20 protein-coding genes are annotated in these 19,243 nt (G+C 41.0%); 8 read left to right on the top strand and 12 right to left on the bottom strand.

Annotated elements, in window-relative coordinates; all coding sequences use genetic code 11:
* Window positions 1–295 precede the first annotated feature (295 nt).
* The 6 genes from ACR5KR_RS34790 to surE all read right to left on the bottom strand — a co-directional run bounded on the left by ACR5KR_RS34790 (window position 296) and on the right by surE (window position 5,972).
* Window positions 296–883 carry a cytochrome C gene (locus ACR5KR_RS34790; protein WP_445629683.1) on the bottom strand — a complete coding sequence of 196 codons (588 nt, stop codon included), beginning with the start codon at window positions 881–883 and terminating at the stop codon, window positions 296–298.
* Between the two features lie 176 nt (window positions 884–1,059).
* The gene (locus tag ACR5KR_RS34785; RefSeq protein WP_445629682.1) at window positions 1,060–1,266 is read right to left on the bottom strand and encodes a type II toxin-antitoxin system RelE/ParE family toxin; all 207 of its coding nucleotides are present in this window, start codon (window positions 1,264–1,266) and stop codon (window positions 1,060–1,062) included.
* Window positions 1,267–1,411: 145 nt separating this feature from the next.
* Window positions 1,412–2,320: an AAA family ATPase gene (locus ACR5KR_RS34780; RefSeq protein WP_448269969.1), complete on the bottom strand. Its 909-nt coding sequence runs from the start codon at window positions 2,318–2,320 to the stop codon at window positions 1,412–1,414.
* 263 nt (window positions 2,321–2,583) lie between these two features.
* Window positions 2,584–3,657 carry a bifunctional riboflavin kinase/FAD synthetase gene (locus ACR5KR_RS34775; protein WP_448269967.1) on the bottom strand — a complete coding sequence of 358 codons (1,074 nt, stop codon included), beginning with the start codon at window positions 3,655–3,657 and terminating at the stop codon, window positions 2,584–2,586.
* A gap of 334 nt (window positions 3,658–3,991) precedes the next feature.
* Window positions 3,992–4,888 carry an MBL fold metallo-hydrolase gene (locus tag ACR5KR_RS34770; RefSeq protein WP_448269966.1) on the bottom strand — a complete coding sequence of 299 codons (897 nt, stop codon included), beginning with the start codon at window positions 4,886–4,888 and terminating at the stop codon, window positions 3,992–3,994.
* A 286-nt stretch (window positions 4,889–5,174) separates the two neighbouring features.
* The gene (gene surE / locus ACR5KR_RS34765; protein WP_448270426.1) at window positions 5,175–5,972 is read right to left on the bottom strand and encodes a 5'/3'-nucleotidase SurE; all 798 of its coding nucleotides are present in this window, start codon (window positions 5,970–5,972) and stop codon (window positions 5,175–5,177) included.
* 598 nt (window positions 5,973–6,570) lie between these two features.
* On the opposite strand from surE, the gene pheS reads away from it, so the two are divergent.
* From pheS to ACR5KR_RS34740, 5 genes are all read left to right on the top strand, one after another.
* Window positions 6,571–7,563 (top strand): phenylalanine--tRNA ligase subunit alpha, encoded by a 993-nt coding sequence (gene pheS / locus ACR5KR_RS34760; RefSeq protein WP_229490194.1) that lies wholly within the window; start codon window positions 6,571–6,573, stop codon window positions 7,561–7,563.
* Window positions 7,564–7,692: 129 nt separating this feature from the next.
* Entirely contained in the window at window positions 7,693–7,869 is a 177-nt protein-coding gene (locus tag ACR5KR_RS34755; protein WP_448270424.1) for a DUF6888 family protein, read from the top strand.
* Window positions 7,866–8,057 (top strand): DUF6887 family protein, encoded by a 192-nt coding sequence (locus ACR5KR_RS34750; protein ID WP_334937599.1) that lies wholly within the window; start codon window positions 7,866–7,868, stop codon window positions 8,055–8,057. Before ACR5KR_RS34755 ends, ACR5KR_RS34750 begins: the two co-directional genes overlap by 4 nt.
* A 91-nt stretch (window positions 8,058–8,148) precedes the next feature.
* Window positions 8,149–8,733, top strand: coding sequence for a Uma2 family endonuclease (locus ACR5KR_RS34745; RefSeq protein WP_448270422.1), 585 nt, complete (start codon window positions 8,149–8,151; stop codon window positions 8,731–8,733).
* A gap of 112 nt (window positions 8,734–8,845) precedes the next feature.
* On the top strand, window positions 8,846–9,088 hold the full coding sequence (locus tag ACR5KR_RS34740; protein WP_448269963.1) for a DUF4926 domain-containing protein: 243 nt from the start codon (window positions 8,846–8,848) through the stop codon (window positions 9,086–9,088).
* 4 nt (window positions 9,089–9,092) lie between these two features.
* On the opposite strand, the gene ACR5KR_RS34735 is transcribed toward ACR5KR_RS34740, so the two are convergent.
* Window positions 9,093–9,974, bottom strand: a complete 882-nt coding sequence (locus tag ACR5KR_RS34735; RefSeq protein WP_448269961.1) for a pentapeptide repeat-containing protein — start codon at window positions 9,972–9,974, stop codon at window positions 9,093–9,095.
* 451 nt (window positions 9,975–10,425) lie between these two features.
* Between ACR5KR_RS34735 and ACR5KR_RS34730 the strand changes: the two genes are divergently transcribed.
* On the top strand, window positions 10,426–10,773 hold the full coding sequence (locus ACR5KR_RS34730; protein ID WP_448269959.1) for a hypothetical protein: 348 nt from the start codon (window positions 10,426–10,428) through the stop codon (window positions 10,771–10,773).
* A gap of 37 nt (window positions 10,774–10,810) precedes the next feature.
* Here the strand turns inward: ACR5KR_RS34730 and ACR5KR_RS34725 are convergent, their stop codons facing one another.
* The 5 genes from ACR5KR_RS34725 to ACR5KR_RS34705 all read right to left on the bottom strand — a co-directional run bounded on the left by ACR5KR_RS34725 (window position 10,811) and on the right by ACR5KR_RS34705 (window position 14,357).
* Window positions 10,811–11,050, bottom strand: a complete 240-nt coding sequence (locus ACR5KR_RS34725; protein WP_448269957.1) for an alpha/beta hydrolase family protein — start codon at window positions 11,048–11,050, stop codon at window positions 10,811–10,813.
* Between the two features lie 45 nt (window positions 11,051–11,095).
* Window positions 11,096–12,538 (bottom strand): RecQ family ATP-dependent DNA helicase, encoded by a 1,443-nt coding sequence (locus tag ACR5KR_RS34720; protein ID WP_448269955.1) that lies wholly within the window; start codon window positions 12,536–12,538, stop codon window positions 11,096–11,098.
* A gap of 250 nt (window positions 12,539–12,788) precedes the next feature.
* Window positions 12,789–13,532: a metallophosphoesterase gene (locus ACR5KR_RS34715; protein ID WP_448269953.1), complete on the bottom strand. Its 744-nt coding sequence runs from the start codon at window positions 13,530–13,532 to the stop codon at window positions 12,789–12,791.
* A 283-nt stretch (window positions 13,533–13,815) separates the two neighbouring features.
* A complete protein-coding gene (locus tag ACR5KR_RS34710; RefSeq protein WP_448269951.1) occupies window positions 13,816–14,103 on the bottom strand; it encodes a type II toxin-antitoxin system RelE/ParE family toxin in 288 nt (95 codons plus the stop codon).
* Window positions 14,100–14,357, bottom strand: a complete 258-nt coding sequence (locus ACR5KR_RS34705) for a type II toxin-antitoxin system ParD family antitoxin (RefSeq protein ID WP_445629671.1) — start codon at window positions 14,355–14,357, stop codon at window positions 14,100–14,102. The genes ACR5KR_RS34710 and ACR5KR_RS34705 overlap by 4 nt, the downstream gene beginning before the upstream one ends.
* Window positions 14,358–14,720: 363 nt before the next feature.
* Here ACR5KR_RS34705 and ACR5KR_RS34700 point away from each other — a divergent pair, with 363 nt between their 5' ends.
* Window positions 14,721–17,075 (top strand): HEAT repeat domain-containing protein, encoded by a 2,355-nt coding sequence (locus tag ACR5KR_RS34700; RefSeq protein WP_448269948.1) that lies wholly within the window; start codon window positions 14,721–14,723, stop codon window positions 17,073–17,075.
* 606 nt (window positions 17,076–17,681) lie between these two features.
* A complete protein-coding gene (locus tag ACR5KR_RS34695) occupies window positions 17,682–18,824 on the top strand; it encodes an IS4 family transposase (protein WP_448269946.1) in 1,143 nt (380 codons plus the stop codon).
* Window positions 18,825–19,243 lie beyond the last annotated feature (419 nt).

Raw genomic sequence — 19,243 nt, 5'->3', positions numbered from 1 at the left:
AACTGAATCAAGGGGGATGGGAATTAAAGGATCGGCATTGATTATAAACATTTAACCCAGTCCAAACGTCTTGGTCGTGGATGGGTGTGAAATGAGAATTACCTCAAAAGCAGGATAAAAACTAGCCAATCATTTAATAAACTGATTGGTTTGAACTCTTATCTTATATTTACTCTTTCTTCATAGTATCATTTTGCCTCCAGATGGGGCCAGAGAGGGTGTGGGGGAATAGAGTTAGGAGTTAAGAGTTATGAGTTATGAATTTTTAAACTCCTCATTTCTAACTCCTCACGCCTCACTTCCACTCTGCTGTCAGGCGGCGGAAATTGTAATCATTAGCACTGGGATGACAGCTGACACAGCTGCCAACCTGAATGGGACGTGGTAACTCAACTCCTGGATGCAAAGCTTTGAAATAACGCGAGTTGTTGAGGCGATATGGTGTTTCTTCATCGTCTAGCTGCACGCGGGAGAAAGTCGAAAGATATTTCCACACTAAGATGCGTTGCGGATCGACTAAAGGCTGGAGTTGTGCGCCGTAGTGCTGCGAGTCTTGCAGGATATTTTTCCAAGTTTGGGTAGGTAAAACGGCTGGCGGTATGGCAATGTGACATCTGGAGCAGTTTTCTAAATAAAGTTCTTGCCCCAATTGGTATTGTGCAGGTACTACGTCAACAGTGCCAATTTCAGCGGGAGGAGTCGCACTTTGGGCGTTAGTTGCCAAAGCTAGAAGCCAGCCCATAGCTAAACTCCACGTTATAATTACCAGAAGTAAACCGAAAAATTGGCGTTTGAATTCACGTTCGGCGCTTGGCTGTAGCGCTTGGCGTTGACGTAGCCCACCGTAGGTATCGCGGATTTTGCGCTTAACAAAAATTGACATTCCTCACATTCCCAAATATTTAAAAGTGGCGCTTGTGCTAATCATAAGACTTACGCAGTATCGGCAGTGTTTCAAATTTTGTGTAAGTGGTTTTGTCAAGCAACACATCTTTTATATTGACAACAGTAATATAAATATCTATTTAGCGCACTACTGACTATGCAAGGAAAAATATTTTAGTAGTTATAACCTGACTCACTAGAAAAATTAGCCACAATATCTCGGATTTCATTTGCACCAATATCTTCTCGGTCAGAATTGGAATAAATCGTTAGTAGCAAAATACTTGTAGGTGACTCAAGTTGATAAATCAATCGGTATCCAGCACTCTTACGTTTTTGGATACTACTGTTACGAACTCTCAGTTTGTAAACAATACACACCTCACCAATGTGCGCGTGCGAGTCATGTCTGACTCTACTGACGCAAAATGAACCATAAAAGCGCAAAAAAATATTTTACCCAGCAAAAAATGCAGTTACCGCCACCTGGGATAGCTGTTTTTTAGATCGTCAAAATCATTTTACATTAAGGAATAGAAACCGATCGCAATAATCGCTCAACAACAGTTCTTGAATTGCGCCCTCCTCTAGGAATAAGTCGATGGCACAGAACATAAGGGACAAGAAATTTCACATCATCGGGAATGGCATAATCACGCCCTAATAGAAAAGCTAACGCTTGGGCAGCCCGTTGTAATGCTAATGTGCCACGGGGACTGACACCAAGGGCGATTTCCTCATCTTGACGTGTTGCCCGTACCAATTCGAGAATGTATTGTTGCAAGGAAGTTGCTACTTTTACTTGAGAGCAGAGATAACGCAATTCCTGTACTTCTGCCAAGGTAATACAAGGCTGCAAATCAGCAACTTTGACACCATTTTGGAGATTTTGTAGCATCAGGAGTTCTTCTGCTTCAGAAGGATAGCCCAAACTCAGCGACAACATAAACCGATCCATTTGTGCTTCCGGCAGGGGAAAAGTACCTTGATACTCGATAGGGTTTTGAGTAGCAATTACAAAGAAGGGCTGAGGAACTGCACGAGATACACCATCAACTGTTACCTGATGTTCCTCCATAACTTCCAATAAAGCTGACTGAGTGCGGGGTGTGGCGCGGTTAATTTCATCAGCCAATAGCACATTAGTAAAGACTGGCCCAGGAAGAAAAGTAAATTCGCCGCTTTTTGGGTTCCAGATGTTGGTGCCGGTAATATCAGTTGGCAGTAAATCGGGAGTGCATTGTAGCCGTTGAAACTTGCCATCCAGCGAGCGAGCTAAGGATTTAGCGAGTAGAGTTTTACCAACACCAGGAACATCTTCTAAGAGAGCATGGCCACCACCTAGCAATGCTACTAGCACCAAGCGTATTGCCTCAGCTTTGCCAACGATGGTAAGAGCCAGATTTTTTGTTAAAGCGTCGATTTTTTCTCTCATGCGTTGTAGGGAATGGGGAGTGGGGAGTGTGTAATGGGGAGTTGGGAGTTGGGAGTTAGGAGTTGGGAGTTAGGAGTTAAGAGTTATAAGAATTCTTCCCTAATGCCCAATGCCCAATTTTCCTAAATACATTGTTCCCACTCAGAACTCCTAACTCTGCCAATTTTAGATTTTGAATTTTGAATTTTGGATTGAAATAAAAATCTAAAATCTAAAATCCAAAATTGAATGACTCCAAACTCCTAACTCTTAACTCCTAACTTTTAACTTTCCGCTCCAGCACTCAAAACTTCTCTAGCAACAACACAGTCAAGTTGAATTTGTGTTTTCAGGGCTTCGAGAGAAGGAAATTTTTGTTCGGGGCGCAAAAATTTAACTAGTTGCACAACCAGTTTTTTGCCATACAAATCACCAGACCAATCGAATAAATGTACTTCCGCAGATGAATAAGTACCGTTTACAGTTGGACGATTACCGATATTCATGACGCCCAAGTTCTCACTAGGAACAGTATCAGATGTTTCACCAAGAGTGAAAACACGGACAGCGTAGACTCCTTGGCGGGGCAAAAACTTTTCTTTTGGTAGTTGGAGGTTAGCGGTGGGAAAGCCAATTGTTCTGCCCAATTGTTGACCTTGAACGACATCACCAAGGAGGGTGTAAGGGCGTCCTAATAACAGATTTGCGTTTTTGATGTCTCCCTGCTCAAGGTTTTGGCGGATCAATGAAGTGCTAATACGGGCATCTTGAGTCGGAGTAGTACTGACGCAACTGGTTTGGGTGGACGAATCACCTGTATAAGTTTGTAAGGGAACGATGGTAACGGGAATATTGTGCTTGGCGGCGAGTAATTGCAAATCTTGAGCAGTACCACTGCGCTTTTCGCCAAAACAAAAATCTTGCCCGATGCTAATTCGTTGGCATCGCAGTTGTTGCACGAGAATTTTTTCGACAAATTCTTCGGGGGTTAACGCAGACAATTCTTTGTCAAAGGGTAGTAATACCAGTTGTTCTACCCCAAGCGATCGCAATTGTTGGACTTTTTCATCCAGTGGCGTTAACAATGTCCGGGGTTGCCCTGTAAAGAACTCCTGTGGATGGGGGTCAAAGGTGACAACAGTTGAATAGGTATATTCTTGTGTCAGTTGATTTCCCTTTGAGTGCGGATTACTAGCTCCTGACAAGTGACCACCAGTGTGCAAGACTGGTTGAATTACCCTTTGATGACCAAGATGAACGCCATCAAACTTGCCAAGGGCAACAGCAGTCGGCGTTAGTAGCCCAACGCTAGAAAAAGCAACCCGCACAGAACACCCATTTTTAGACAAATTTAGCACGTGGATTCTGAGATTTTAGGTTTATTTTAGCTCTCAGCAGGAAGCTACCCTATAGTAAACCGCCTTAAGGAGGACAGCTTTTGTAGTACCAATTTGTCATTTATCCTTTGTCCTTTGTCCTTTGTCATTTGTAAATAACCAATGACCAATGACCAATGACCAATAACCAATGACCAATGACCAGTGTGTCCTCCTGTTGTCGCCCTAATCCTGTGGTCGGCGTGACAATTCTGGGCAGCGCTGTCTCACCGTACAGCCAACAGGGACGCTCTGGCGCTGAAAGCCTCTGATCACCAATCTAATCTAAAATCTCTAATTCCTCCGATCGCAATCTTTAGGTAGAAAACTTGCTAACAGGAAAAGATTCTGATAAGACAACTGAGGTTGGAACCTGAAGTACCAATCCTTCCCGTGCCATAATCGCACCAGGAAATTTTTCAGCGGCTTCTTTGCCTACACGATCCAAAAAATCGTCATCGTGCGCTGGGTCGTGATGGTAAATCACCAGAGTTTTGACGTTAGCGGCTTGTGCCACTTTTACAGCTTCTTGCCAGGTAGAATGTCCCCAGCCAATTTTCGGGGATTTTGGCGAGTGGTATTCCTCGTCTGTGTAGGTAGAATCGTAAACCAGAATGTCAGCATTACGAGCTAACCACAGCACATTGTCATCAAGTCGATCGGGAAAATGTTCGGTATCAGTGATGTAAGTAGCAGCACCACCACGCCAGTTGACGCGATATCCTACAGCTTCACCTGGATGATTTAAAGGTGCTGTTTCTACAGTAACTTCATCAATGTGGATTGGTTGCCCCGGTCGAATGTCGTAGAAATTTAAATTGGCTTGCATAATCTGCAAGGGTACAGGAAAGTTCGGGTGCAACATTTGATCGTTGAGGCGCTGTTCTATGGTAGAACCATCAGGTGCGATCGCGCCGTAAATATGAAAGTCATTCCCCTTTACAAACCCTGGCGTAAAGAAGGGAAAACCTTGCATATGATCCCAGTGAGAGTGGGTAAAAAATATGTGAGCTTCTAACGGCATTTGGCGCAACAGAGATTGCCCCAAAACATGTAGTCCCGTGCCAGCATCGAAAACTAAGCGTTTATCGCCCGTTTGCATTGATATGCAAGGGGTATTACCGCCGTAACGAACAGTGTGTGGCCCTGGGCTGGGGATGCTGCCACGAACGCCCCAAAATTGTACGGTAAATTGATTCTCTATCCTAGACATGGGTGTTGCTTGCTGGACTGAGCGGGCGATAAATGAAAGAATTGTTACTTATTTTGTCTAAGTTTATGCTGTCTCTCCAATTTTGCTAGAGGGAGGATTTCTTGGTAAAACAGCATATCCTGTTTCTGGCTGATTGTGTAAATGTGAATGAAATACGTCTGTTAGAATTTTCCAGGTTTTGAGGTGAATGTGTATCGGTTATTTCAAGAGTGCCCCTACGTTATAGCCTACATTTTTCCGTGATGCATTTGAATAACCTCATTTTTGTCCCGATCAATCAAATGATTTAAGGAAAATTGAATTCCCACTCCGATAATTTCTCTAATCCAGTTGCGTAAGTAAGATTGTATTGTAACGGAGTAATACTGATGTAATTTTTACGTACAACTTCCACATCTGTAGGTACATTTTGAGGCAGATTTAATCCGCTTGGGGGTTCTACATCCTCAATTACCTCTCCAGTTAACCAGTAGTACGTTTTTCCACGAGGATCGACTCGTTTGTTAAACACATCAATGTAATGCCGTAATCCTTGACGGGTGAGAGCAACTCCGGCAATTTCTTCCCATTTGACCGCAGGAATATTGACATTGAGCAACATTAAATCTGGCAGCGGTTTTTGGGCTAACTGGTCTACGAGAACTGTGGCAAACTTAGCAGCAGCTTGAAAATCTTTAGATGTATGACTCATCAGACTCAGCGCTATGCTGGGAATACCTTCAATTAGACCTTCCATTGCCGCAGAAACAGTGCCAGAATACAGAATTTCTGTTCCCAAATTCGCACCTTGATTAATACCAGAGAGAACCAAATCCGGCGGAGTTTCCAGCAAAGCCCACAGCGCCAATTTGACGCAATCTGAAGGTGTACCATCACAAGCCCAAGCTTTGACAGCAGGATGAAAAATCTCTTCAACAATTTCGGCGCGAATCGGTTGGTGTAAAGTTAACCCGTGTCCAGTTGCCGATCGCTCTCGATCTGGGCACACTACACTCACATCATGACCAGCCTCTGCCAAATAGTTGGCTAGGGTACGAATCCCCAAAGCAGAAACGCCGTCGTCGTTGCTAATTAGTAATTTCATAGTCATTGGTCATTGGTTATTAGTTATTAGTTATTGGTTATTAGCCATTTGTCAATGTCTGAGGTCACAAACAGCAAAAAACATTTATACTCACTAGTAGTTCGCTTTCGTAACTTGGCTCTTTTAAGGGCAAGGGGGAAAGGGAAAGATGTTTACTTCTTTAACCTTTAAGATGAACTTCTTTTCCCAGCCCTCACAAGCGCAATTTTGGGTTGCCAGACTAATAGTAGTTCGCCAAGCGAACGCAAGCGGGGGAAGGGGGAAGGGGGAAAGGGTTTAAATCCCTTACCATGAATTCCCTTTTCCCTTTCCCCAGCCCTCACAAGCGCAATTTTGGGTTGCCAGACTACTAGAGTGTGTGGCGGGATTTTGCTTACCTTTAAGACAAGTTGCTCAATCCCCAAGTCTGGTTAAGTGAGATGTTAGCTGGATTTACGTGCCTGCTGTACTAGCCCAATCGTCTATCACTGATAAACAGAGGTTTGGTTGAAACCCTCACCTTTAGCTGATGTTAATGGTATGACTGTAAGTTTATTTATCGACCAGTTCACAGCTTTTGACTATAGACTAATGACTAATGACCAATGACTAATAACTAATGACTAGCAATTTAGAAGCTCAACTTTTAGCACTGCGGCAAGAAGGAGAAAAAGCGATCGCAGCTGCCGACACCTTAGAACGTCTGGAGGAACTCAGAGTTAACTATCTGGGTAAAAAAGGGGAACTGGGGGCGCTGTTGCGAAGTATGGGGCAGATGAGCGCAGAGGAACGACCAAAAATTGGAGCGATCGCCAATACAGTCAAAGAATCCCTGCAAACTAGTCTAGACCAGCAACGTGCTGCCTTAGAAGCCGCGCAAATTCAAGCTTTGCTAGAGGCAGAAACTCTGGATGTAACTATGCCGGGAATTTACAGCCCCCAAGGTCGGATTCATCCCCTCAATGGCATTATCGACCGGGCGCTGGATATCTTTGTCGGTATGGGCTACACGGTAGCTCAAGGGCCAGAGATGGAAACAGATTATTATAATTTCGAGGCTCTCAACACCCCGCCAGATCACCCCGCCCGTGATATGCAGGATACCTTCTACCTGCCGGATGGCAATCTTTTACGCACTCATACTTCGTCAGTGCAAATTCGTTACATGGAAAGAGAAGAACCACCGATTCGGGTTGTGGCTCCAGGGCGAGTTTATCGGCGAGATAATGTAGACGCGACTCACTCGGCAGTTTTCCATCAAATAGAACTTTTAGCCATTGATGAGGGACTAACTTTTACAGACCTCAAAGGCACAATTAAAGTATTTTTGCAAGCAATATTTGGCGATTTACCAATTCGTTTTCGCGCCAGTTATTTCCCCTTTACTGAACCTTCGGCTGAAGTGGATTTGCAGTGGAATGGGCGCTGGCTGGAGGTGATGGGCTGCGGTATGGTCGATCCAAATGTACTTAAGTCTGTGGGTTACGATCCAGAAGTTTATACAGGGTTTGCTGCCGGTTTTGGTGTAGAACGCTTTGCAATGGTGTTACATCAAATCGATGATATTCGTCGGTTGTATGCTAGCGATTTGCGTTTTTTGCAGCAATTTTAGGGAAGCGATCGCTTTAAATAATTAGCCAACATTAAATCCAAAAACGATTGAAATTATCTCATTCGGGCTTTTATTTTAAGTAAGCTTTGATGATTTGATAAAAGATTGAAAACTGAATATGAGGTAAAATTGCAACCAACAATAGAACAATTGCGAAGCTTTTACCAAATGTCGGTGAGGATGAGCAATTTACTTCGACCAATTAATTTAGTGCGAATGGACGAACGGACAAAACGTATAGTCATGTTGGTGGGAGAGACAATAGAAATAGAAATTTATCCCAATGGAGAGGTATTTACCAAATGACACAACCAAACTTTGTGGATATGACTGATGCCGAGTTACGAGCTTACGTGTTGCAAAATCCTAACAACACTGAAGCTTTTCACGCATACGTCGATCGCTTGCACGCCGCCAATCCAAATCCACAGCTAATGTCGATAGAAGAGGCTGAAGCTGAATTGGAAAGGAGGGTAAAACAAGGTCAAAGATAGTGGTAAGCATCCTGAACAAATCTTCAGGATGCTTTGCAAAATTTTACCAGATCGAAGTAAACTATCAGTACGCAACTCTGCTTTATGCGATATGACCGCGATCGCTGGCAAACATCTAACGCTTGAGGAATATTTTAAGTATGACGATGGCACGGATAGCCAGTATGAACTGGTGGCAGGCGAGTTAGTTGCAACGCCACCCGAAAGCCCAAAAAATGTCCAGATATCTCTCTTTTTACTGGTAAATTTCCTCAAGTTTGTTCCAGTTAATCGGTTGAGTAACAAAGTTGAAATTGTTGTTGCTGGTTCTCGTGCAACAACTCGCATTCCTGACTTAATTGTGCTGACGGATGAACTTGCAACCGCCTTAGAAGGTGCAACGCGATCCACAATCACCCTGGATATGCCACCTCCAGCATTAGTTGTTGAAGTTGTTTCTCCTGGCAAAGCTAACGAGGATCGAGACTATCGCTACAAACGTTCTGAGTATGCTGAAAGAGGAATTGCTGAATATTGGATTGTCGATCCACAAATAAATACAGTTACCGTACTGATATTAGTTGATGGGTTTTATGAAGAAACCAGATTTGTAGGAAATAGTGCGATCGCTTCTACTATTTTCCCAGAATTACAGCTAACCGCAGAGCAAATACTCAACGCTGGAGAAAGCAATTAGTGAGTTGTCTGCGAGGGATTAATGGCGTTGAACTCAATATCTTAACCATTTGGATGGTTGCAAACGATACAACCAAATTTGTCACCTTAGTGCCAGATTAAGGAGCCAACTCATGAAGGTACAGCACCCCCTATTCTCTCAAGTTGCCTTAGCACAAGACTTACCAGAATACAATCTAAAGCGAGGAAATGTTGCAAAAATTGTGGAATATTACCCCATGCCCGAAGGGGAAGAGGACGGGTATAGTCTAGAAGGGTTTGATCTGCCTTATGTGACGATCGAAGTACCAGCATCTCAAATTATCCCCAATGCCCAGTGGCAGCAAGAAGAAATGATTTTAGCTTTTCATAGATAAAATTTTATTTTCTTTCTTTACGCGAATTTACTTTCCGCTCTGGTCTGATGACCGAATGAACATATCTTTCAAAACATCCTTCTAAATTGGCTCCTTTGAAGTTAACTTCTTTCAATTTAGTTTTCTTTAAATTGGCTCCTTTCAAATTGGCTCCACCTAAATTTGCACCCCACAAACTAGCTTTACTCAGATTTGCTCCCTGTAAATTAGAATATGTTAAGTTTGTATCCCACAGTCTAGCTCCTTGAAGATTTGACCTTTGAAGGTTAGCTCTACTCAAGTTGGCATCTCTCAGATTAGTATTTTGTAGGTTTGCTCCTTCGAGATTCGCTCCATGAAAATTGATACCACTTAAGTTTGCTCCTTGGAGATTAGCATTTTGTAAGTCAACGTATGCTAGATTAGTCTTTTCAAGTAAACTATATGAACTAATCAAAGATACCACTCTCTGAGCAGTATCCAAATTTGGTGATCGAATATACAAATGAGAGTTAGACTTGCAAGTATTGTTTAACAGCTTTACCTCATTATTATCAATTTCTTCTAAAGTTTTTACAAGATTGTCATATAGCTCATAGCGCAACCACCAAATACACCACTCATCAAAACTAAAAGTATTCAAGATAGTTTGCAAATCTTTTTTTATAAGGTTGATTATATCAGTCCATTCACTATTTACTAATTCTACACCTATCAAAAGCGCCAAATTTTCTCGCACTTCATCTGATTCGAGTAAATTAGCAATTTTATAGACTATTTGAGTCTCATTATCTACTTTTATTAGCCTACAACGAGCGATCTCCAATAAAATAGCTTTTGCAAAAGCTTCGAGTGAGTTTAGTGAAAAATCTGTAATTAATTGATTCTTATCAAAGATGTGTATCATTTTTAAACTCCCCAAACACACATTGTAGATGCTTGACTTGTGCCTCTTATTCAGTTTTCCCATTAGCGGGTGCTAAATCACACGTATAAACTTCGATTAAAAATAAATAATATTGGTAAACCAGATGAAGCTATCTAAGAGGTGCAAGGGCGCACGTTTCTTGTGCTGTCGCTGCTATTGCTTCTGGTAAAAGCCTTGATATATACGCCTCAAGATACTTAGAATTTTGCACTAAAAGTAAGTAAACATGAGCAAACGAATATATATTTATTTTTGTAAAAACGGTGAAAGAATGTATTTGTAAGGTAGGTGCTAAATTTACATACTTATAAATTTTCTCGCCTGCTTACTTGGTATCTTTTCTAGTTCTCAATTTCAGTCTATTTACGATATGTCATTAGCCAAATTTTATTTATACTACAAATGTATTTATTAAATTTGCTATATACTCATGAACGCCATTGAACTAATAAATTTTACTTTATCGAAATATAAATTAGATCCTAGAAATCAACATTATTTAGTCATAGTAGATGCAATGCAAAAGTATCAGGCTAATCCTCCTGATATCATTATTAATGATATGAAGGATGCAAAGTATAGATCAAAGTATGAAAATTTAACAATAAATAAACAGTTTATTTTTGAAAAAGATAGATTAATCAGTTTAGATGATTTATTTTATAAATTTATCAGGTGTCCTAACGGTATAACTTCTGAGAATTTTAAACAAGCATTAACAGAATATGAAAATGAATTTATAAAAAATCCTAACATTATAGATCCATTTGACATTTAGCGATTTTCTGGTTTAGCAAAGCCATAAGCTGATGAAATTAGGAATCAGTTGTTGTATGGATACATCCTTCCAATCCTGAATGATTTTGAATATCTCTCAAAGGTTCAAATCTACCACCTAAGTATTTGGCGAGAAACTCTTCGGCGATCGCAAAAAAGTGCAAGCGATTTTCTGGTCTGGCAAAACCATGTCCTTCATCACTGTAAAGTACATATTGCACTGGTAAACCAGCTTGTTGCATTGCGTTGACAATTTGATCGCTTACTATTCCTAGCATTTAAGCTTGTCATTATGTCCTAACCTATGTGACTACGGCTATAACTTAGCGGCAATTGTCGCAATGTCCGCAACGCAGGTTAGCAGCTTCTTTATCAAAACCAAAGGCATTTAACAAAAACTGCCAACGACACTGCTTAGTTGTTAGGTATTGCTGCATTTGTTTAGCGGCGTGTAATTGCGTCGCTGGCTGATTTTCGGCTTTTTGAGCAATGGTGTAATGAAAAGGATCGAGCCAGTTTAACTGGCCGCTGCTATGGAGTAAAGCTAATGCTGTAGCACCTTCGGGAAATTGTCGCGTTACTGCATTCACTTCTCCCTGTTTTGGTAATTTTTTCACAAGTTGCTGCGCTATTTGTTGTTGCGATCGCATTTGTTCTTGAAAAAACTCCTGTCTTTGCTTATCCCCTGAATCTAACCACCCCGTAGGTTCACTTACCAATGTCAACGCCTCTGCTGGTTTCCCATCCCTTCCAGCCCGGCCTATTTCTTGCACATATTCAGATAGCAGATGTGGTGCGTGAAAATGGGCTACCCAGCGAACGTCACTTTTATTAATCCCCATACCAAACGCACAGGTACAAACCACAAAAGGGATTTTACCACTTAACCAGCTTGCTTCTACTTCACGGCGTTCAGTCGCACCCAATCCCGCATGATAACTAGCTGTTGCATAACCCATCTCTGCTAACCACTCAGCTAAATCTTCGCTATCTCTGCGAGTGCGAACATAAACTAATCCCGATTGTTGCGGTCTATTTTGAATAAACTTTAATAATTGTTGTTTTCTACCTCGTGGTGTCCAAGCGATGCGAACGCTGGGATGCAAGTTCGGACGGTAGGGATTCAAGCGAAAAATCTCTGGTTGCTGTAATTGTAAAACTGTTTGAATAATTTTTTGGGCTGAGGGGTCAGCAGTCGCGGTAAAAGCCGCGATACTAATTTTTGTTCCTGGTGGTTTTGATTTGAGCAATGCCGGACGCACCGCCCCTAATCTGCGATAAGCTGGGCGAAAAGTATCGCCCCATTGCACCAAACAATGAGCTTCATCTAAAATCAAACCATTAATTTGCAATTGCGGGTGAGATAATCTTTCCCACACTGGCACACTTAGTAAAGTTTCTGGTGACAAATACAGTAATCTTAGCTGTTGACGTTCTAAAGCTTGCAGAGTTGCACGGCGTTGAGATGAAGATAATTCACTATGCAAAAGTGCTGCTTTTTGGTGGCTTTCTCGTAGTTCCTGTACTTGGTTTTCCATTAGCGCCACCAAGGGCGAAACTACCAAGGTTAATCCTGTTTGTAACAGTGCGGGAAGTTGAAAACAAATCGATTTACCGCCACCTGTGGGCATAATAATCAGCGCATCTTTTTGTGCTAATAAACTGCTGACAATTTCTCCCTGTGGTGGACGGAAATCTTCATAACCCCAGATTTTTTTGAAAGCAGCGCGGACTTCTTGCCAAGATTTGGTTGTAGGCTGATTCATAATCAATAACTATATGCACCCATATCATTAGACTTCTTGCAGAAGAGGGGTAAAGGGTAAGGGGTAAAGGGTAAAGGTATGGAATTTTCCCTTCCCCTTTAACCTTTAACCTTTCCCCAACATCTTGCAAGATGTCTATTGAATGCTGAATATAGCCTTTGTTATCCAGTTAATGGTTCAGTAATTTCATCATCTTAACTGAACTGTATTGAGTTAGAAAGCAGGTTCCTCCTACCTCCTGAACTATTTATTAAATCTCCACTGATAATCCTGGATTAAAATAATTATTTGGTTCATCTGGATAACCACGCGGATTACAAATAACGCGAGTCAAACCGATTTGATAATCTAATTGATTGTGAATGTGGCCATGAATCCATAATAATGCTCCAGAGTCCTCAACTAAATTATCAAGATTTGAAGCATAAGCAGCACTTAAAATATCTTCTTGATATTGAAAAGGTATAGACTTTGCACTAGGAGCATGATGACTGATAATTACATTTTTACCAGACAAGCCAGATAATGTATTTTTTAACCAATTAACTGACTTTTTACAAATTATGGTTGTGTCAAGAGTTCTTAACTTTGAGTATTGAGGACTTAATCTAATTTTCTTATAATCGTTCATGACTTGACTAGCTTCTACACCTGCCATACGTGGTTCACCAAACAGTTTAAAATCAGTCCATAAGGTACAACCTAAAAAATTTACACCCTCAATGGTAACTAAATCATTCTCTAGAACATGAACATTAGTTCCTAATGAATAATCTTTCAGCTTCTCAACAAGCCTTGGATAAGCACTCCCATAGTATTCATGATTACCTAATACATATATCACTGGTTTATTGGGAATGTTTTGAATTGCCCATTTAATTCCTCTTTCTCTTAAATCAATATCTCCAGCTAAAACAACAATATCCGCATTTATATCAGGAGTATTAAAGGGTTTAAATTCAAGATGCAAGTCACTTAATATGTGAATTTTCATGCTAATTCCATAATTGAAGCATTTTGAAATACTATAGGACTAGTATTTGATTTTTGAAATGCACGTAGTGGACTATCTACGCAAAATAGTTTATTAGACGTAGACGTAGGTTGGGTGAAGCGGAGCGTAACCCAACATATATCAGGATGTTGGGTTACGCAAAGCCTCCACCCAACCTACAATTTTCTTGTATCGTATTTGTATTGTAATAAGTTAGTTTTATGCCCCTGAATAGAGCGATAAGTACTAGAACAAAAACATAGTTACAGTTTAATTATTAATCTCAGAACAAAGATTCTAAATCTCGATAACCACTGGCAACACGAGTAATACTAATTCCGTCTTCCCTTGGATAGTAAAATATAATGTAATCATCCACAACAAAACCGCGCAGATTTGGTACAAACCTTTCATAGCTTTTTCCTATATTAGGGAAACTCGCTACTAATTTACATTTGGAGCGAATCTCCTCAAAAAGTTTACTGGCTGCTTTTGGGCTACTCCGAGCAATATATTCACAAATTTCATCTAAATCTCGAATTGCTGCATCTGAAAATGAATAATTACTCATTCAGAGGACTCCTCAGCAATTAAACGAATTTTTTCTTGTAATCTGGCAAATACAACTTCGCCGTCAGTTACTTGTCCCTTAGCAATTTGTTCAGTTCCTACAGCAATTTTTTGCCGTAATTCTTCAAGTCGTTGCTCTCTTTCTTGTAACAGTTTAAAGGCTTCATTGATGACATCATCTGCATTAGAAAATCTACCACTTGCAAGCTGTGCCTGAATAAATTGCTCTAGTTCTGGTTTAATTTGGATGTACATATTTTCTAGCTTTATAGAATTAATATTTTTATCTAGATTCTAACAGCATTGACAGAACGAGAGAAAATCATGCTAACCAAGCTTGAGCAAAGCAGGGGCGAACCAGTGCGTAGGAGTAGCCCACACTTCTCTACGAGACGCTCCGCGAACGGCTGCGCTCAGTGACCATCGTAGACATCGCTAACCCACATTGACAGTTAGATTACAATCTTAGGTATAGTTTCTCTGACTGGAGTTGTTCATCGGGTGATTCAATCCGATTCAATGACAAAGCATACCAGACAAGTATTACTTAGTGCGCTCAAGGTGGTTGTCTTATGCCTGACACTGTTCCTACTATGCACTAGCAATAGTTGGGCGCAAATGACTACTGACAGCAAAATTTCTCCGCTGATTGAGAAGCTGATAGATAACGATGCCCACATCAGCAGCCTTGCAGCAGATGCATTAGTTAATATCGGTTCCCCAGCAGTGCCGTCTCTAATTGAAGCGTTGAAAAATCAAGATAGTAATCTTCGCTGGCACGCCGCTTCGGTTTTAGGAGATTTGGGTGCAGAAGCAGCACCAGCAGTTCCAGCCTTAAGTACGGCATTGCAAGATGAGGATGGACAAGTCCGCCTGTACGCTACTTTAGCTTTAGGAAATATTGGTACAGCAGCCAAAGCAGCAGTTCCATCTTTGATGGCGGCATTACAAGACAAGGAGCAATTCGTTCGCATTTATGTTCCTTCTGCCCTCAGAAAAATTGGTGTAGAAGCAAAAGTAGCTGTCCCAGTATTAACTGCTGCCTTAAAAGATCATAACCCCACTGTCCGTTACAATTCTGCCTACGCTCTGGGTGCAATGGGTACAGAAGCAGTATCTTCTGTCCCGAATTTAATTGCGCTGTTGAATGATAACCAGTTTTACGTGCGTTTAGGTGCTATCAAAGGTTTAGGAGGAATAGCGGCAGGTTTTCAAGACAAAGCAAATGCTTTACCTACCTCCAAGTTGCAGAAAGTCATCTCAGACTTTGAGCAGGTATTGGCAACTATACAAAAATACAAAGATAAATTCACAGAGACGGACATTAGGCTGATACGTCGCCCTCTCAATGCCCTGAAAGCAGAAAAAGAAACTCGCCTTTTTGATAGAGTTCTAGAATCGCTATTTAAGCATAAATTACTCTTGGGAATTGCCGCTTACGTTATCTTATTGCCTTCTATTTGGTTAATTCTATTGCGGCTAGCCCCTTTATGGTTGTTGAAAATTAACAACGCCCTCAAACCCTACACAGATTTTTCTCTCCCATTTATCAGCGTTAATGTACCTCTGCGATATGTGCTATTTGTTGGCTGGTTTCATTATCATCCGAGAGTATTAGATGCATGGGTAGCTAAATATATCAAAGCAGCCCGCGAACAATTTCCCAAAAAGGATACAGTTAGCAGTCGTGCTTGTTATATTCCCATTCCCGTTGTTCTGGATGGTACAACAGTTCCGCAACTGATGAATGAGAATTTGCGCTCAACTTTCGAGAAACAACGTAGCTGTCTAGTAATTGGTGGAGAAGGGGGTGTAGGTAAAACCAGTTTAGCGTGTCGAATCGCTGGATGGGCAATGGCTGAGGCTGAAGACCAACAACTCTGCAAACACTTGATGTTACCTGTGCTTTTGGAAGAAGAATTTCGGGTAACTGAAGGTAAGTCGCCGCTTTTAGAAGCCATCAGAGGACAGTTGCAAGCTTTAATTGATGAACCAGAGCCAATTTGTCAAGAATTACTGTTACGTTTGTTAAGAAAGAAACGCATTTTAGTAATTGTAGATCGGTTCTCAGAAATGAATGCTACTACACGAGAAGCAATTGAGCCGGAGTCGCCAGAGTTTCCGGTGAATGCATTGGTGATTACTTCCCGAATTGAGGAAAAGCTGGGGCGAGTTAATAAGACGATAATTAAACCTTTGCGGATTGAGGCGAATAAACTATCGTCCTTTATGGAAGCTTATCTCATGCAGCGAGGTAAACGCGATCGCTTTACTGACCAGGAATTTTTTGACGCTTGTAACCGTCTTTCTTTGATGGTCGGTCAAAATAATATCACTGTCTTGCTAGCTAAACTTTATGCCGAACAGTTAATCGCCAGTAAAGACATTACATCTAATATTTCTGCGCTACCAGAGAATATTCCTAATTTGATGCTGGGTTATATCAATGAACTCAATCGCGATGTTACAGACAATCAATTTGATGACCGCACCGTTCATCAAGATGCCAAAGCTATCGCCTGGGAATGCTTGCAGCAAAATTATCAACCAGGAACCGCCAAGCGTGTAGATGCAGTTGCGGCATTAGCAGCTTTAGGTATTGATGACCCGGAAGCACACCTCAATTATCTGGAAAAACGTTTGCATCTAATTCAAACTATCGGTTCTGCCAAAGATAGAATCCGTTTTTGTCTTGACCCTTTAGCTGAATATCTTGCAGGTTGGTATTTAATCGAATTGTATGGCAATAACGATGGCAAATGGCGATCGCATTTTTTCAAAAAGGCAGATGATTTAGTCAAAACAGGCAGACAAGATGCCATCAAAGGCTTGTTATTGGCGGTGCGAGATTGCTACTTATCTGAGGTTCAAGGTAGCAAAGAAACCGACTTTGTACCCCAAAAGTTGGGTAAACTGGCTGGATTTACACCTCCAGTCACAGCAGTTAGTAGTGTGCAAACAGTAATACCTTGATTAATTTCCAGCTTGTAATTCTGCTTGTAACTGTTACACTCGTTCTACTGTTAACCCTGTAATTCTTGCAACTATTTCCACTAATATTTTTTTACCCCACCCTAACCCTCACCTTATAAAGGCTACGGTGTACACACATCTCTAAAAATCCTACCCACCCAATATTTCTGTTCAAGTGAAAGTCCTACACAGAGCAAATATCCCGCCCGGAACTAAAGTTCCGGGCTGATAGTTAAAGTCCTCTAAAAGAGGACTAAACAAGAAATTTAGTTTATATCATGTCCGCCTAATTAGTTATAATTCGCCCATCTGTGCAAAAACCAGGAAACCCTCTTTCCCCCTACTCCCAGCAAGAACTGCCCCCCTGCGATCTTAATGATAAGTCTTTAACCGAACATGATATTAGTCCTCTTTTAGAGGACTTTCGTTCAAGGGGCGACAATCGCCTCTAAACCCTGCAAGCTAAAGGTTTGGGAGGCACAGACCCCTGGAAACATTTGTGTGCTTATTGAGAATGAACTGTACAGTTATTAAGCTACTATCTGTAGGGTACAGTTTAATGGTAAAAAAGAACGGTCTCGTAATTTGATTAAGACCGTCATAATAATGCTGGCATCATTCTACCAAAATTTTTTAGAAAAATACCTAAATAAAGCACAGTTAATCACCCTAAAGATGTTGGTGTGGTTACTACAAAATCAAAAACAAGTGAAGATAGAAAGACTGGCAGCGACACTACCATTACCAATACAACAAAATAGTCGTAGACGGCATATACAAAGGTTTTTAACGCTAAATGCCTTAAGTGTAGTATTGTTGTGGTTTCCGATTATTGAAGCCCTAATTAACCAACATTTTCAACTGGGGTCACAATTAACCATTGCAATGGATAGAACACAGTGGAAGGAAAATAATGTGTTGATGGTGAGTGTGATTTACCAAAAAAGAGCTTGGCCAATATATTGGTGTCTGCTAGGAAAAGATGGTAGTAGCAACCTAGAAGAACAACAAAAAGTATTACGTCCAGTAATTCGACTATTAAAAAAGTACAAACTAGTAATTATTGGGGACAGAGAATTCCATAGTGTCGAACTAGCACAGTGGCTCCACAAGCAGAACCTCAGTTTTATATTTCGTCAAAAAAAGGATACTACTTTTCGTCAAAAAAGACAGAAATTTCAACCTTTAAGTAGCATTGAGATTTATCCTGGTATTCGCTCCTTTTATCCTGATGTTAAAGTTACTCAAAAAAAAGGTTTTGGTTGCTTCAATTTAGCTGTTTATTGGAAAAGGAAGTATAGGGGGAAGCAAGATAAGGAAGCTTGGTATTTATTAACTAATTTACCTGATTTAAACACTGCCCTCAAAATATATGCTCAACATTTTGGCATTGAAGCGATGTTCAAAGATTGTAAAACTGGTGGGTACAATCTAGAAGCTTCTCAAGCCAATCCTGATAGACTTGTACGTTTAATTTTTTTAATAGCTTTAGCAATGACTAGTGCTTGGATACAAGGTCAAAAAATTAAATTACAACGACAACAATCTTATGTCTGCCGTTCCCAAGAGCAAGGTAAAACTGAAAAAAGGCATAGTAATTTTTGGATAGGTTTATATGGTTTCAATTGGATAGAAGCTTTGCATGAGTGTCAAGCATGGGTCGAAGAAATGGTCGGTTATATTCGCAATAAGCAAGCATATTATCAGCGAGGTTTAAAGGCTATGGAGCTTATACAGCAAGCACTTTAACTCGCTTGTCGCCCCTTGAAGGACTTTCGTTATGAGACTCGGAATTGATTCCGAGGCGGGATAGATACACTGCACTAATACTTGTGTGTACACCGTAGCCTTGTAAAGGGCAGGGAACTAAAGGGGAGAAATTGAATTTCCAGTTGCCTAAAAGTCGGGTATTTCTGGAGCTGCTGTGCTACCCAACGAGGATCTACAGCAGATTGCAAATGAGTGAGGTACAAATAATCGTAGGGGCATAACATGTTATGCCCCTACCCTGTATATTAGACCTCTTGCAAAAAGCACTTTTGCAAGAGGGGGAAAAGGGTAAAGGTTAAAGGGTAAAGGGACTTTTGCAGTACCTTTTTCCCCTTCCCCTCGCCCCTTATCCCCTTCTTGAGACCCCACCTTCCCCTTTTCCCGACTTATGCAAGAAG

The organism is Nostoc sp. DSM 114159 (assembly GCF_053470285.1).
The sequence above is the reverse complement of the archived record's forward strand: the minus strand, read 5'-3'. Positions and strand labels throughout refer to the sequence as shown.

Bases quoted from the DNA above. Each gene is read 5' to 3' on its own strand.
- ACR5KR_RS34745 (WP_448270422.1), top strand. From the start codon at position 8,149: ATGACCGCGATCGCTGGCAAACATCTAACGCTTGAGGAATATTTTAAG.
- ACR5KR_RS34710 (WP_448269951.1), bottom strand. From the start codon at position 14,103: ATGAGTAATTATTCATTTTCAGATGCAGCAATTCGAGATTTAGATGAA.
- surE (WP_448270426.1), bottom strand. From the start codon at position 5,972: ATGAAATTACTAATTAGCAACGACGACGGCGTTTCTGCTTTGGGGATT.
- ACR5KR_RS34780 (WP_448269969.1), bottom strand. From the start codon at position 2,320: ATGAGAGAAAAAATCGACGCTTTAACAAAAAATCTGGCTCTTACCATC.
- ACR5KR_RS34790 (WP_445629683.1), bottom strand. From the start codon at position 883: ATGTCAATTTTTGTTAAGCGCAAAATCCGCGATACCTACGGTGGGCTA.
- ACR5KR_RS34770 (WP_448269966.1), bottom strand. From the start codon at position 4,888: ATGTCTAGGATAGAGAATCAATTTACCGTACAATTTTGGGGCGTTCGT.
- ACR5KR_RS34735 (WP_448269961.1), bottom strand. From the start codon at position 9,974: ATGATACACATCTTTGATAAGAATCAATTAATTACAGATTTTTCACTA.
- ACR5KR_RS34715 (WP_448269953.1), bottom strand. From the start codon at position 13,532: ATGAAAATTCACATATTAAGTGACTTGCATCTTGAATTTAAACCCTTT.
- pheS (WP_229490194.1), top strand. From the start codon at position 6,571: ATGACTAGCAATTTAGAAGCTCAACTTTTAGCACTGCGGCAAGAAGGA.
- ACR5KR_RS34705 (WP_445629671.1), bottom strand. From the start codon at position 14,357: ATGTACATCCAAATTAAACCAGAACTAGAGCAATTTATTCAGGCACAG.
- ACR5KR_RS34700 (WP_448269948.1), top strand. From the start codon at position 14,721: ATGACTACTGACAGCAAAATTTCTCCGCTGATTGAGAAGCTGATAGAT.
- ACR5KR_RS34730 (WP_448269959.1), top strand. From the start codon at position 10,426: ATGAACGCCATTGAACTAATAAATTTTACTTTATCGAAATATAAATTA.
- ACR5KR_RS34720 (WP_448269955.1), bottom strand. From the start codon at position 12,538: ATGAATCAGCCTACAACCAAATCTTGGCAAGAAGTCCGCGCTGCTTTC.
- ACR5KR_RS34695 (WP_448269946.1), top strand. From the start codon at position 17,682: ATGCTGGCATCATTCTACCAAAATTTTTTAGAAAAATACCTAAATAAA.
- ACR5KR_RS34725 (WP_448269957.1), bottom strand. From the start codon at position 11,050: ATGCTAGGAATAGTAAGCGATCAAATTGTCAACGCAATGCAACAAGCT.
- ACR5KR_RS34750 (WP_334937599.1), top strand. From the start codon at position 7,866: ATGACACAACCAAACTTTGTGGATATGACTGATGCCGAGTTACGAGCT.
- ACR5KR_RS34740 (WP_448269963.1), top strand. From the start codon at position 8,846: ATGAAGGTACAGCACCCCCTATTCTCTCAAGTTGCCTTAGCACAAGAC.